This window comes from Arthrobacter sp. B2I5 (genome assembly GCF_030816735.1).
Classification (GTDB): Bacteria; Actinomycetota; Actinomycetes; order Actinomycetales; family Micrococcaceae; genus Arthrobacter.
Window position 1 is genome coordinate 1695825 of the sequence record NZ_JAUSYF010000001.1, and the last position, 13710, is coordinate 1709534.

The following is a 13710-nucleotide window of genomic DNA, read 5'->3' on the forward strand; positions in this document are numbered from 1 at the left end:
AACCACCCTCCGCCGGCACCGCCCGGTCCGCCGGGCAAACCGCGGCAAACGCAAAAGATTGGACGATCCTGAGATGACGGCGCCTGTGCCCGCAACGGGGGAGATGGCGGCGGCCGGCTTTGCCGGGATGGGCAGTGCCGAGGTGGACAATCCACGCTCATCCCTGCTCGCCGGTTTCCTGGGCTCCATGTTCATGGTCATTGGATCCTTCGGCGTGGGCTGGCTGGCCCCTGTCTCGGAACTGCGCCGAATGCCCCTCTTCATCTGGATGCGCACTGAGGCCCCCGGCGTGGCTCTGTCCATTGTCCTGGTGGCGGCTGGGGGCATGCTGCTGGTCCGCGCCTGGCTGCGGCTCGGCCAGAAAGTCCGTGTATGGGGACCGCAGGCCCGGCGCGCCACCCTGGCCGCAGTGATGGCGTGGGGGCTCCCCATGATGTTCAGCGTGCCGCTCTTCAGCCGCGACGTTTACGCCTACATTGGGCAGGGCCGCCTGATGGTGGAGGGTTTCAACCCTTACGAGAACGGCATCTCCGCCCTGTCCAACTACTTCCAGCTCGGCGCAGACAAAATGTGGACCGAAGCCCCGGTTCCCTATGGGCAGCTGTTCCTGTGGATCGAGCAGTTCGTGGTGTGGGCCACCAATGTCCAGCCGGAGGCCTGCGTCATGCTGTTCCGGCTGGTGGCACTGGCCGGTGTGGTGCTGTGCGTCATTTACGTGCCCCGGCTGGCCGAGCTGCATGGGGTCAACCCGCACCGGGCCCTCTGGCTGACCGTGGCGAACCCGCTGTTCCTGACCAACTTCATCGCCAGCGTCCACAACGATTCCCTGATGATCGGGCTGGCCCTGGCAGGACTCTATTACTCCGCCACCCGCCGGGAGGTCCGGGGCATCGTGCTGGTGACCCTGTCCATCGCCGTGAAGCCCATCACCATCGTCTTCCTGCCGTTCATCGGCCTCCTGTGGGCAGGGAAGAACGCAGGCTGGCTGCGGAAGGGTGCCTTCTGGGCCCTGACGGCCGGCATCAGCCTGGCGCTCCTGACCGCGATGAGCATGGTCAACGGGTTCGGCTTCGGCTGGATCAACGGGTTGTCCGCTCCAGGCAGCATCTCCATCTGGTACGCCCCGGTGGGACTGCTCGGCATGGTGGTGGGGTCCCTGGCCAACGCGTTCGGACTGGACGGCTCCGTGCCCGCAGGCTGGGTGTTCGACGCCGGGAAGCTGCTTGCCGTGGCCATCGTCGCCTGGCAGATATTCAAGGGGGACTACGACCGGCTGATGCGCCGGCTGGCCCTCGGTTTCGCCGCCGTGGTGCTGCTGGCCCCCATCATCCAGTCCTGGTACGTTGTCTGGCTGATCCCGCTCTTCGCCGTGACCGGGATCCGCAATGACTGGCAGGTCAAGGCCTTGTACTTCGTGGTGTCCTTTTTCATGATCTACGCCATCTCGGACCAGCTGGACGTCTTCCCCTACCTGCAGACCCAGGATCTGGGTTTCGCCCTTGCCCTGGCCAGGATCGCCGCGGCGCTGACGGCCCTCCTGTTCGCCCTGTACCTGATTTTCTGGGACCCCGGAACCCGGACGCTGTTCCGGAAAACGCACGAGCCCGTCGTCGAACGCCCCGTGATCTAGCCGTACCCGGCACAGCCGGCGGCGTACCTACTGCGGCTCCCGCGGGGAGGCGATCCTGCGCAAGGCCTCCCTGCGGGACAACGGGCTCAAGGCGTCCAGGTGACGGACCACGAAAGCTTCCACCCACCCGGGATCCGTTTTGGCGTATTCACGTAAAGCCCAGCCGATGGCCTTCCTGATGAAGAACCCACGGTCCGCCAGGTTCGGCTCGATCACGGCGGCGAGCAGTGCGGTGTCGGTGGCCCCTTTCGCGCACAGTTGGGAGGTGATGGCGGCCCTGCGGATCCAAAGGTCCGGATCGCGGCTCCACTCCCTAGTTGTGGCTGACACGGCCACCGGGTGTGCCTGCAGCAGGGCGCAGATGCGTCCGGACACGCCGTCCACAAAGTCCCACCACGCCCCTGAGCGGATGATTTCCCCGTAGACGGGCAGCATCTCCAGATCCCGGGCAACCAACCGGATTCCCGTCAGGTCTATGGCCGCATACCGCTCTTCCCGGAACGCGGCTGTGCGCCACAACTCCAGCACGGTGGCGCGCAGCTGCCCAGCGGACACGGGCGGAAAGTCTGCCGCAGCACGCGCCACAATGCGCCGCACGTCAGGAACCCGGACGCCCAGGAAGGGGATCGCGGACTTCATGTAGGCCTGGGCGCCGGCGGCACGTTCAGGATTGGCGAGTTCCCGCAGCGCATCTCTAACGGCCGCGATGAGGTCCTGGTCGGCGGCCGTTTCCATGAGGCAACTCTAGCCACCCACGACAGGTGAAGGTGCGGTACGCTAGTGAGCGCTAACACACATACCGAACCTGGGGGAATTCATGCCCGGCACCGACGTCCATCTCGCCCACGGACCCTATTCCGCCGTCGTTACCCGGCGTGCCGGGGCGCTGCGCGAACTGCGCCACGGGAACCGGGACCTGGTGGTGGGCTTTGGGCCCGAAGGCGATATTCCCGATTACCGGGGCGTCATCTGCGCGCCCTGGCCCAACCGGCTCGCCGACGGCACCTACGCCTACGCCGGCAAGCCCTACGCCGCCACAGTCAATGAACCCGAACGTGGGGCCGCGCTGCACGGGCTGGCCATCCATCAGCCCTGGGAAGTGCTGGAGGAAGCGGCGGACCGGGCAGTCCTGGGCTGCAGCATCCCCGCCGGACCGGACTACCCGGGCGAACTGGAACTCACCGTCACCTATTCGCTTTCCGATGACGGGCTCCGCGGAATGGTCCGGGCCGTCAACACCGGTTCCGCCGCCGCGCCGTACGGGGTGTGCCCCCACCCCTACCTGGTGGCCGGTCCGTCCCCGTTGGATGACTGGTCCCTGGAACTTCCGGCCGATGCCTATCTTGAGGTCACGCCGGACCGGCTGCTTCCCGTGGGCATGCGGCAGGTGGGCGGGGGAGCCTTCGACTTCCGCTCGCCGCGGCGCCTGGGAGACGTGAAGATCGACCACGCGTTTAAGGACATCTCCCGCGATGGCCACGGCCTGGCGCGGGTCCGGGTGCTGGATCCATCGGGAACGGGAGTGGAACTGGAATGGGGGGCGGAGTGGCCCTGGGTCCAGGTGCACACCGGGGACAAGCCGGTGGGCCCGGACCGCCTGGGCCTGGCTGTCGAGCCCATGACCTGCCCGCCGGACGCACTGCATTCAGGCACCGACCTGGTCCACCTGCAGCCCGGCGCATCACATTCAGCGGAGTGGACCATCCGGGCGCTGCCTGGAAAGGCCCGCTAACCGGCCGGCCGGGCCCGCTTCAATTCCGTGCCGCTCCGCCGGGGGAGTTCGCCCACCCTGCACGCTCCAGCCACGCTGCGCACAGTGATGTCCATTGCTCCGGCCCCCGTTCGCCGCCCGCCAGTCCCAGCCCATGCCGTCCTTCCGGGAAGACGTGCAGTTCCGCCGGAACCCCCGCGGCAATCAACGCCCTGGCGTAGTTGAGGCTGTTGCTGACCGGGACTGCCTCGTCGTCGGCCGTGTGCCAGAGGAACGCCGGCGGGGTGCCGGGCGTGACGTTCAACTCCGCGGAGAGTGCCGTGAGGAGGGCCGACGGCGGCGCGTCGCCAAGGAGGTTCGCCACCGATCCCTCGTGCGTTTCGTGCGTCAGGGACGCGACGGGGTAGCAAAGTACCGAAAGGTCCGGCACTGCCGCGGGAACGTCAAGGTCCTGGTTTCCGGTGGCCGCCGCCGTGCTGAGAGTGGCGGCCAGGTGACCGCCGGCGGAGAACCCCAGGACGCCAACGCGGCCCGCGTCCACGGCGAGCCCGTGCTGCCCGTTCCGGATATGCAGCATGGCTTCCTTGGCGTCCTCCAGTGGAGCGGGATGCCGGTCCGGGGCCACCCGGTAGCGGAGCACAAAGGCATGGATCCCCAGCGAGGCAAGCCACTGTGCCACCGGCTCCGCTTCATGGTCGGCCTGGCGGGCATAGCCCCCGCCGGGAAGCACCAGGATGGCAGGACGCACGCCGTCGGCTTCCCGGCACGCCGGAACCGCTGTCAGCCCCCGTGGTGCCATCAGGCTGCCGCTTCCGTGCTGCGCCGCAGGGTGACCTCGCCGGTGATGCCATTGGCAGCCGGGCCTTCCGCCTCTTCAGCGTGGCTACCCGGGCCGGTGGACCGGGTGGCAATGCGCCCGATGTCCTCCAGGGGCAGCCGGACCGTGGAAAGCGCCGGCCGGAAGTCCCGGAGGGTTTCAATGTCGTCAAAGCCGGCGATGGCGGCGTCGCGCGGAATCCGCAGCCCCTCGGACCGCAGCGCCGCCGCGGCGCCAATGGCCATGACGTCGTTGACGGCAAAGATGCACAGCCGAGGTGCCGGTGCGTCCCCGGACCGGGCCGCCTTGATCCTGGCAGCCAGTTGAAGTCCGGCGTCGTATCCGCCGGACCGGTTGAACCCTGTCCGGACCACCTCTGCCGGCCGGCGCCCGGCGCGCTCCAGTCCTTCCTGGAAGCCCCGGACCCGGTCATCCGACGTCAGGAGTCCCTCAGGGCCACCCACAATGACGAAGTCACCGTCCCAGGCCTCCGCAAGCCCGGTGGCGAGCTGCCGGGCAAGCTCCTGGTTGGGGACTTTGACGACGTGGTATCCCTCTGTTGCGGTTGCACCCACGACCGGATGTCCCACCACGGCAACCTGCCCGCCGTTGCGGCAGTACCGGTCAAGTTCGGCGGCCAGTTCGGCGTTGCCGTCCCGGTCCTCGTCACGGCAGGAACGTGAGCCGGCGATCACAATAGAGTCTGCGCGGCGCGCCGCGAAAGCGGCCACCGCTTCCTTCTCCTCGGCCGGGCCGCCGCCGGTGGTGGCGAGCAGCACCATTTTGCGTTGTTCCCGGGCGGCTTCCTGCACGCCCCTGGCGATGGCGGCGAAATAGGGGTCGGCGATGTCGTGGACTATCAGCCCGATCAGGCCGGAACTGGACTTCGCCAGGCCCTGCGCCTGCGCGTTGGGGATATAGCCCAGCGAATCCGCTGCCTGCCGCACGCGTTCGGCAATGTCCTTGCCCGGTTTACGGGCCGAGCCGTTCAGCACGCGGGAAGCGGTGGCGGGCGAGACGCCGGCCAGGCGCGCCACCTCTGTAAGGGTACTTGCAGCCACTGCATCTCCTGGTCGTCGAACGGGCTCAAAGGCTAAGCACATTATGGCAGTTCAAACTACTTCCGGAAAGCGCTTGCCAACTGAAAGCGCGCCGTGCATCATTGAAGCAGTGGGAACGCGCTTTCCCAATCAGCTTGAGTACATTGCTCACTCACCGTGGAGGAAACATGGGCTTCGAAACCAAAACAATCCGCATCGCCATGAACGGCATTACCGGCCGGATGGGCTACCGCCAGCACCTGCTGCGCTCCATCCTTCCCATCCGAGACGCCGGCGGCTTCACCCTCGAGGACGGCACCCGGGTCCAGGTTGAACCCATCCTGGTGGGCCGCAACGAGGCCAAGATCCGCGAACTGGCGGAGAAGCACAAGGTCTCCGAATGGAGCACCGACCTGGACGCCGTGATCAGCGACCCCACTGTCGACGTCGTCTTCGATGCCTCCATGACCAGCCTGCGCGCTGCCACCCTGAAGAAGGCCATGCGGGCCGGCAAGCACATCTTCACCGAAAAGCCCACGGCCGAAACCCTCGAGGAAGCCATTGAGCTGGCCCGGATCGGCGAGGAAGCCGGCGTCACGGCAGGCGTGGTCCACGACAAGCTGTACCTCCCCGGCCTGGTCAAGCTCCGCCGCCTGGTGGATGAGGGCTTCTTCGGCCGCATCCTCTCCATCCGCGGCGAGTTCGGTTACTGGGTCTTCGAAGGCGACATCCAGGCGGCCCAGCGGCCGTCCTGGAACTACCGCAAGGAAGACGGCGGCGGAATGACCACTGACATGTTCTGCCACTGGAACTACGTCCTCGAGGGCATCATCGGCAAGGTCAAGAGCGTCAACGCCAAGACCGCCACCCACATCCCCGCCCGCTGGGACGAGGCGGGCAAGGAATACAAGGCCACGGCCGACGACGCGTCCTACGGCATCTTCGAACTCGAAACACCCGCAGGGGACCAGGTCATCGGCCAGATCAACTCCTCCTGGGCTGTCCGCGTGTACCGCGACGAACTGGTGGAATTCCAGGTGGACGGCACGCTCGGTTCCGCCGTCGCCGGCCTGAACAAGTGTGTGGCCCAGCAGCGCGCGCACACCCCCAAGCCGGTGTGGAACCCGGACCTGCCCGTCACGGAATCCTTCCGTGACCAGTGGCAGGAAGTTCCGGCCAACGCAGAACTGGACAACGGCTTCAAGCTGCAGTGGGAAGAGTTCCTCCGCGACGTGGTGGCTGGCCGGGAGCACCGCTTCGGCCTGTTGTCCGCCGCGCGTGGCGTCCAGCTCGCCGAACTCGGCCTGCAGTCCAGCGACGAACGCCGCACCATCGACATCCCGGAGATCACCCTCTAATGACTTCCCTCATCCTTCCCTCCGAAGACGGCGGCACCCGGGAATACCGCCTCCAGGGCGGCACCAGCTGGACCCGGCCCACCGCACCCCTGACCGCACGGCGCGCCTACGCAGCAGCCCACGTCATCCCCGAGGTCCTGGCAGACAACACTCCCGGTGCTCCCGCCCGCCTGGACTGGGACGCCACCATGGCCTACCGCCACGAACTGTGGTCCTACGGGCTGGGCGTAGCCGACGCCATGGACACCGCCCAGCGCGGAATGGGCCTGGACTGGGCCGCGACGCAGCAGCTCATCAAACGCACGGGAGTGGAGGCCGCCTCGGTGGTTTCCGCCAACAACCCTGCCACCGCCGGCAAATCCGTCCGGGATCTGGTCGCCTGCGGCGCCGGCACGGACCAGCTGGACATGGACGCCCTGCCCTCCGGCGAAGCGGGCATCAAGGCCGTCCTCGAGGCGTACCGTGAGCAGATCGCCGTCATCACCGAAGCCGGACCCAAGGTCATCCTCATGGCTTCCCGCGCCCTGGCCAGGGTTGCCGGCGGTCCCGAGGACTACCTGAAGGTGTACTCCACCCTGCTGCAGGAAGTGGACCAGCCGGTCATCCTGCACTGGCTGGGCACCATGTTCGATCCCGCCCTCGCCGGCTACTGGGGTTCAGATGACGTTCCCGCTGCCACCGAAACCTTCCTGGGACTCATCAGGGACAACGCGGACAAGGTGGACGGCGTCAAGGTCTCGCTGCTCGATGCAGGCCACGAGGTTGCCCTCCGCGCGGCGCTGCCCGAGGGCGTGCGCCTCTACACGGGCGACGACTTCAACTATCCGGAGCTGATCGACGGCGACGGCACCCACCACTCGGACGCCCTGCTGGGCATCTTCGCGGCCATCTACCCGGCAGCCTCGGTGGCCCTGCAGAACTACGAGGCCGGGAACACCGCCAAGGCGCGCGAAATCCTGGACTCCACTCGCGAACTGGGCAAGCACATCTTCAGCGCCCCAACGTTCTACTACAAGACCGGCATTGCGTTCATGTCCTGGCTCAACGGCAAACAGCCGGGCTTCCAGATGGTGGGCGGGCTCCACTCCGGCCGCTCGGTCTGCCACCTGGCCAGGACCTTCGAACTGGCCGATCAGGCCGGCCTGCTGAAGGACCCCGCACTGGCTGCCTTCCGGATGTCCGACTACCTGCGCATCAACGGGGTGGGAGTATGAGCGACTTCTCCCGCCTTTCCATCAACAGCGCCACCACCAAGAAGTGGACGCTTGCCCAGGTGGTTGAGGGCTGCGTCAACGCCGGGATCCCTGCCATCGGCCCCTGGCGGGACCGGGTGGAGGAAGCCGGCCTGGACAAGGCCGCCCGCCTGATCAAGGACGCCGGGCTCCGGGTTTCATCCCTGTGCCGCGGCGGGTTCCTTACTGCGGCCGACGCCGAAGGCCAGGCCGCGGCGCTCGCTGACAACCGGGCCGCCATCCTCGAGGCGGTGGCACTGGACACCACGGAACTGTTCCTGGTGGTTGGCGGCCTGGCGCCGGGGGAGAAGGACGTGGTGGCGGCACGGCAGCGCGTGGCGGACCGGCTGGCCGACCTGGTTCCCTTCGCACGGGACCACGGCGTCCGCCTGGTGCTGGAACCCCTGCACCCGATGTACGCCGCGGACCGGGCGCTCATTTCCACCCTGGGCCAGGCCCTGGACCTCGCAGCGCCCTTCGACGCTTCAACGGTGGGGGTCGCCGTCGATACCTTCCACGTCTGGTGGGACCCGGAACTGAAGGCGCAGATTGAGCGTGCCGGCCGGGAGAACCGCATTGCCTCCTACCAGGTGTGCGACTTCAACATGCCCATCGCGGCCGATCCCTTGCTGTCCCGCGGCTACATGGGCGACGGCGTGGTGGACTTCGCCACGATCGGCACCTGGGTGCGCGACGCCGGCTACACCGGCGACATCGAAGTGGAAATTTTCAATCAGGAGATCTGGGACACGGACGGCAGCACCGTTCTGGCCATAGTGAAGGAGCGCTACGCGGAGCTTGTCCTCCCGTACGCCTGACCTGATCCAGACCGCGGGCTCCTGCTACGTCACGGCAGGAGCTCGCGCCCCACATGGAAGGACCCGGACCCGCGGTGGATGCACCACCGCCGTTCCGGGTCCTTTTTTCTACTGCTACTTATTGCTGTCCTGGGTGTGGAGCGACGCGAAGCGCCGGTACCTGGCCAGCACGCCGCCGTCGTCCGTCCCCTGCGGAAGGTCGACGGCGTCAGCCGCCCAGGTGGGGAAACGTCCGGTGAGCGCCGCCGCTGCCTGCCGTGCAGCACCGTCGGCGACATACTCACCCGGCTGCGGCACCGTGATGCCGGTTCCCAGGAGGGCCGCCGCGGCTTCCTGCACGGCGGTGGACTGTGCGCCGCCGCCCACCAGGATGATGCGGCGGGCAGAGACGCCCTGGGCCTGCAGTGCTGCCAGGCCGTCGGCAAGGGAACACACCACGCCTTCGACGGCGGCGCGCGCCAGGTTGGCAGGGGTGTAGTTGGCCCGGGTAATGCCATGCAGGGAACCCGTGGCGTCGGGCAGATTGGGCGTCCTCTCCCCGTCAAGGTAGGGGACCAGGGTAAGTCCTCCGGCGCCGGGCCCGGCAGACAATGCCAGCCGGTTGAACTCCGGCAGGTCCACGCCCAGCAGGGCCGCCGTGGCATCGAAAACGCGGGTAGCGTTCAAGGTGCAGACCAGCGGCAGGTAATGCCCGGCGGCGTCGGCAAACCCCGCCACGAGTCCCGACGGGTCTGCCGCCGGGGTATCCGACACGGCAAAGACTGTGCCCGACGTGCCCAGGGACATCACGACGTCACCCAGGCCCGCACCGGCACCGAGCGCGGCGGCCGCGTTGTCCCCGGCACCCGCAGCCAGAAGGCTGCCCTCCGGGGTGCGTCCGGCCGCCTCCAGCGGGCCAAGCACCCTGGGGACGGCCGGAACGTGGCCGAGCGCCGCGGACAGGACGTCCGGAAGGTACCGGCCCTCCGCCGTCGAGTAGTACCCGGTGCCGGAGGCATCGGAGCGGTCCGTGGCCAGGGCGGCGAGCCCTTCGGCCCCACTGCCCGGGCCGAAGCCCGCAAGCCGCCAGGTCAGCCAGTCATGAGGAAGGCAGACGGCGGTTACCTTCGCCGCGTTCTCCGGTTCGTTTTCTGCCAGCCAGCGCAGTTTGGTCACGGTCAGTGAGGCAACGGGAACAGTGCCGGTGGCGCGCGCCCAATACTCCGCACCGGCAGCGGGATCGCCGCCGCCGGCACTCCTGATGAGCTCCGCGGCCGCCCCGGCGCTGCGGGTGTCATTCCACAGCAGCGCCGGGCGGATGACGGCACCGTCGCTGTCCAGGCAGACCATGCCATGCTGCTGGCCGCCCACCGAAACGGCGCTGACGTCATCCAGCCCGCCGGCGTCGGCCACCGCCTTCTGGAGGGCCGTCCACCAGTGGTCCGGATGAACCTCGCTCCCGGCAGGGTGCGTGGCGCGGCCCTGGCGGACCAGTGCTCCGGTGTCCGCATCGCGGACCACCACCTTGCAGGACTGGGTGGAGCTGTCGATGCCTGCGACGAGCACCATGGCCTAGCGGGCGCCCAGGAGGTGTTCGATGGCGAGCTGGTTGAGGCGGACGAACGCGAAGGAGCGTTCGGCGGCCTTGTCGGCGTCGAAGTCCTCAAATGCCGTGGTGTCGCCCAGCAGGTCGGCGGTGGTTTCGCCGGCGCCGAGGGTGGGCTCGCCGAGCTCGAAAACGCCGGAGGTCTTGAGGGCTTCCTGGACCTGGGGGTCGGCACGGAAGGCCAGAGCCCGTTCCTTCAGCAGCAGGTACATGGCCATGTTGGACTTCGCGGATTCCCACACGCCGTCGTAGCCGTCGGTGCGCGAGGGCTTGTAGTCGAAGTGCCGGGGGCCGTCGTACTTGGGGCCACCGCCGGGGAAGCCGTTCTCGAGGAGGTCGACGGTGAAGAAGGCGCTGGTCAGGTCACCGTGGCCGAAGACGAGGTCCTGGTCGTACTTGATGCCGCGCTGGCCGTTGAGGTCGATGTGGAAGAGCTTGCCTGCCCACAGGGCCTGGGCGATGCCGTGGGTGAAGTTCAGTCCGGCCATCTGCTCGTGCCCGGTTTCGGGGTTCAGGCCCACGATGTCGCCGTGCTCCAGCTGGGCAATGAAGGCCAGGCCGTGGCCCACGGTAGGCAGGAAGATGTCGCCGCGGGGCTCGTTCGGCTTGGGCTCAAGGGCAATCCGCAGGTTGTAGCCCTTGTCCTTGATGTAGCCGGCGGCGGTGTCCACGCCTTCCTTCATGCGGTCCAGGGCGGCGGCGAGGTCCTTGGAGCCGTCGTATTCGCTGCCTTCCCGGCCGCCCCACATCACAAAGGTTTCGGCGCCGAGTTCGGCGGCCAGGTCGATATTGCGCAGGACCTTGGACAGGGCGAAGCGGCGGATCGACCGGTCGTTGGAGGTGAAGCCGCCGTCCTTGAAGACCGGGTGGCTGAAGAGGTTGGTGGTCACCATCGGAACCTTGAGCCCGGTTTCTGCCAGCGCTGCCCGGAAGTTCTTGAGGATCAGGTCCCGCTCTGAAGCAGAGGCATCGAACGGCACCAGGTCGTTGTCGTGGAAGGTGATGCCGTAGGCACCGAGTTCCGCCAGGCGGTGGACGGCTTCCACCGGGTCAAGGGGGGAGCGGGTGGCGACGCCGAACGGATCGGCGCCGGTCCAGCCGACGGTCCAGAGGCCAAAAGTGAATTTGTCGGCGGGGGTGGGCGAGAGAGTCATGATGCGTCCTTGCGATCGTGCGCTCCGCGGGGTTGCGAAGCTTTAGTTCATTGCCTGAACTATATGAGCGGACGTAGGGTGGGGTCAAGAGTCCGGGCTGGAAACAGCCGGAAAATTTGCGAGAAGCCTGACCCATGGAGGTTTGTGATGGTGATGCCGGCGCCTGCAGTGGCGGGGCCGGGAGGCTCAGCCCCCGGAAGCGTGGGCGATGTCCGGCGCAGCAACCTGGCACTGGTCCTGGGCGCAATCGCCGAGTTCCCGCCCGGGGCCCACCCCAGCCGCGCCCAGGTGGCCGCCGCCACCGGCCTGACCAAGGCGTCGGTGTCGAGCCTGGTGCTGGACCTCCTGGACGCAGGGATCATCCGCGAGATAGGCCTCAACCCGCAGGGGCGCGGCCGGCCGGGTGTAGGGCTGGAACTTAGCCCCAGCCGGGCCGTCATGGGGATGGAAATCAACGTGGACTACATCTCCGCAGCCGTGGTGAATCTCGCCGGGACCGTCCTGGTCCGGGAGGAGCAGGAACGAGACAACCGCAACAGCCCGGACGGGCCCGTACTGGCCGCGCTCGCAGCCCTGGCGGCCCGGGTCCGGAGCGCGGCGGGGGAGCAGGGCGTCGAGGTCCTGGGCGGCGGACTGGCAGTGCCCGGACTGGTTGACCCTGCCCGGGCGCGGGTGCTCACCGCCCCCAACCTGGGCTGGGTCAACGTGGACCTCGACCTTGACGCCCTGCTGCCCGAAGCCCCCCTGGCCGTGGAGCTGTTCAACGAGGCCAACGCCGCAGCCCTTGCCGAACTGCGGCACCGGCCGGACGGTGCGTCCAACTTCCTCTTCGTCTCCGGTGAAGTGGGCGTCGGCGGCGGGATTGTCATCGGATCCGAGCTGTTCACCGGGCCGCACGGCCACGCCGGCGAGGTGGGGCACATAGTGGTGGACCCTGACGGAGGGCATTGTTCGTGTGGGGGAACCGGCTGCCTGGAAACGGTTGCCGGCCAGGATGCCATCTTCACGGCAGCCGGACTGGCCCCGGATGGGGGTTCACGGTCGGCCCATATGTCCGCCCTCATGCAGGCGCTGCAGGCCGGGGAGCCCGGGGCAGCGTCCGCCGTCGAACGGGCCGGCCGCTGCCTGGGAATAGCACTCGCCTCGGCCGCGCGGGTGGTCAACATCGAATCCGTGGTCCTTGGCGGCCACTTCGCTGTCCTTGAGCCGTGGCTGCGCACCCCGTTGCTGGCGGGGCTGGAAAAGTATGCGCCGGGCAAATATGCCTCCAGCCAGGTGACGGTGTCCCTGGTGGGCGAGTCGGGCGCCCTGCTGGGGGCAGCCGGCAGCGTGATCCGGTCCCTGATGGAAGCACCGCACCGGCTGCACGCGTAGCAGCCAATGCACAGCGCCCCGGTCCGAAGACCGGGGCGCCGGGCACCGTGGTGCCCCAGGAGGGAATCGAACCCCCGACCGGCGGATTAGAAGGCCGCTGCTCTATCCCCTGAGCTACTGAGGCGTTGGCTTCCGGCCATCAGGTCGGCGCCTCAAAAAGTTTACATTGCCCGGCTGCCGGCCGTGTCATCAAGCGGCCACTCCTCCTCCACATCCGCTGTCCGCAGGGACGTTGTCCACATAGAACAACATGTACCTCCTGCCAGCTGTTGTCCGGCGCGATGCTGGTCTTGCCTGCTACAGGCGCCACCATCCAGACAGGACGTAGACATGAGCGAATCGATCACCATCCGGGGCTTCGTGGCCACGGAGATAACCAGTTCCACCACGCCGGGGGGAGTGGCAACAGCTTCCTTCCGCATCGGCTCCACCACACGCCGTTTTGACCGCGAATCCAGGACCTGGGGCGACGGGCACACCAACTGGTTCACGGTGCAGGGCTACCGCCAGCTTGCCGGAACCCTGGGCTGCAGCATCAGGAAGGGCCAGCCGGTCATCGTGGTGGGCAAGCTGAAGATCCGCACCTGGGAAAAGGACGGGCGGGTGTACCACTCCACCATCATCGACGCCGACGCCGTGGGGCACGACCTCACGTTTGGATCGGCAAACTTCATCCGGACCGCTTCCAGGCCGGCACTCTCCTTGGTGGAGCAGCCGCCCGCCCCGGAGGACGTCCCTGGAATGGACCAGATGCCGGACGAGCCGGAAGACCGCGAAGACGAAAATCCCGAAGACCACGGCCCTGCCGCCATTGTCGTTGAGGACAACGACGGAGGCCTCGCCTCCCTTGACCTTGAAACGGGGGAACTGGCCGAAGTCTAGGAAAGAAGCATCAGGTATCAGCGTTCCCATCCAGTCCCGGGCGGGCTGAGTGGCCGGCACCCCCGGCCGTCCTCCGCCCGCCCGGCCAAACCAGGACGACATCAAGCCG

Annotated in this window: 12 protein-coding genes and 1 tRNA gene; 7 read left to right on the forward strand and 6 right to left on the reverse strand. The window is 67.7% G+C overall.

What is annotated here, in order from left to right:
• The first annotated feature begins 73 nt into the window (after positions 1-73).
• Entirely contained in the window at positions 74-1630 is a 1557-nt protein-coding gene (mptB, locus tag QFZ60_RS08170) for a polyprenol phosphomannose-dependent alpha 1,6 mannosyltransferase MptB (RefSeq protein WP_307089625.1), read from the forward strand.
• A 27-nt stretch (positions 1631-1657) separates the two neighbouring features.
• On the opposite strand, the gene QFZ60_RS08175 is transcribed toward mptB, so the two are convergent.
• Positions 1658-2365 (reverse strand): DNA alkylation repair protein, encoded by a 708-nt coding sequence (locus QFZ60_RS08175; RefSeq protein WP_307089626.1) that lies wholly within the window; start codon positions 2363-2365, stop codon positions 1658-1660.
• An 82-nt stretch (positions 2366-2447) separates the two neighbouring features.
• On the opposite strand from QFZ60_RS08175, the gene QFZ60_RS08180 reads away from it, so the two are divergent.
• Complete coding sequence (locus tag QFZ60_RS08180; RefSeq protein ID WP_307089628.1) at positions 2448-3362, forward strand: aldose 1-epimerase family protein; 915 nt, start codon at positions 2448-2450, stop codon at positions 3360-3362.
• 19 nt (positions 3363-3381) lie between these two features.
• Here the strand turns inward: QFZ60_RS08180 and QFZ60_RS08185 are convergent, their stop codons facing one another.
• Together QFZ60_RS08185 and QFZ60_RS08190 are read right to left on the reverse strand one after the other, a co-directional pair.
• Positions 3382-4140, reverse strand: coding sequence for an alpha/beta hydrolase (locus QFZ60_RS08185; protein WP_307089631.1), 759 nt, complete (start codon positions 4138-4140; stop codon positions 3382-3384).
• A complete protein-coding gene (locus tag QFZ60_RS08190) occupies positions 4140-5219 on the reverse strand; it encodes a LacI family DNA-binding transcriptional regulator (protein WP_307089633.1) in 1080 nt (359 codons plus the stop codon). Before QFZ60_RS08190 ends, QFZ60_RS08185 begins: the two co-directional genes overlap by 1 nt.
• Before the next feature lie 167 nt (positions 5220-5386).
• On the opposite strand from QFZ60_RS08190, the gene QFZ60_RS08195 reads away from it, so the two are divergent.
• The 3 genes from QFZ60_RS08195 to QFZ60_RS08205 are packed head-to-tail and all read left to right on the forward strand — an operon-like array spanning position 5387 to position 8606.
• A complete protein-coding gene (locus tag QFZ60_RS08195; RefSeq protein WP_307089635.1) occupies positions 5387-6556 on the forward strand; it encodes a Gfo/Idh/MocA family protein in 1170 nt (389 codons plus the stop codon).
• Positions 6556-7770 carry a dihydrodipicolinate synthase family protein gene (locus tag QFZ60_RS08200; protein ID WP_373427669.1) on the forward strand — a complete coding sequence of 405 codons (1215 nt, stop codon included), beginning with the start codon at positions 6556-6558 and terminating at the stop codon, positions 7768-7770. The genes QFZ60_RS08195 and QFZ60_RS08200 overlap by 1 nt, the downstream gene beginning before the upstream one ends.
• Positions 7767-8606, forward strand: a complete 840-nt coding sequence (locus QFZ60_RS08205) for a sugar phosphate isomerase/epimerase (protein ID WP_307089636.1) — start codon at positions 7767-7769, stop codon at positions 8604-8606. The genes QFZ60_RS08200 and QFZ60_RS08205 overlap by 4 nt, the downstream gene beginning before the upstream one ends.
• Positions 8607-8720: 114 nt before the next feature.
• On the opposite strand, the gene xylB is transcribed toward QFZ60_RS08205, so the two are convergent.
• Positions 8721-10154, reverse strand: a complete 1434-nt coding sequence (gene xylB, locus QFZ60_RS08210; protein ID WP_307089638.1) for a xylulokinase — start codon at positions 10152-10154, stop codon at positions 8721-8723.
• A 3-nt stretch (positions 10155-10157) separates the two neighbouring features.
• The gene (gene xylA, locus QFZ60_RS08215) at positions 10158-11345 is read right to left on the reverse strand and encodes a xylose isomerase (RefSeq protein WP_307089641.1); all 1188 of its coding nucleotides are present in this window, start codon (positions 11343-11345) and stop codon (positions 10158-10160) included.
• 147 nt (positions 11346-11492) lie between these two features.
• Between xylA and QFZ60_RS08220 the strand changes: the two genes are divergently transcribed.
• Positions 11493-12719 carry an ROK family protein gene (locus QFZ60_RS08220; RefSeq protein ID WP_307089643.1) on the forward strand — a complete coding sequence of 409 codons (1227 nt, stop codon included), beginning with the start codon at positions 11493-11495 and terminating at the stop codon, positions 12717-12719.
• A gap of 48 nt (positions 12720-12767) precedes the next feature.
• Here the strand turns inward: QFZ60_RS08220 and QFZ60_RS08225 are convergent.
• Positions 12768-12843 (reverse strand) — tRNA-Arg (locus tag QFZ60_RS08225).
• Positions 12844-13049: 206 nt separating this feature from the next.
• On the opposite strand from QFZ60_RS08225, the gene QFZ60_RS08230 reads away from it, so the two are divergent.
• Positions 13050-13601, forward strand: coding sequence for a single-stranded DNA-binding protein (locus tag QFZ60_RS08230; RefSeq protein WP_142122401.1), 552 nt, complete (start codon positions 13050-13052; stop codon positions 13599-13601).
• Positions 13602-13710: the final 109 nt, after the last annotated feature.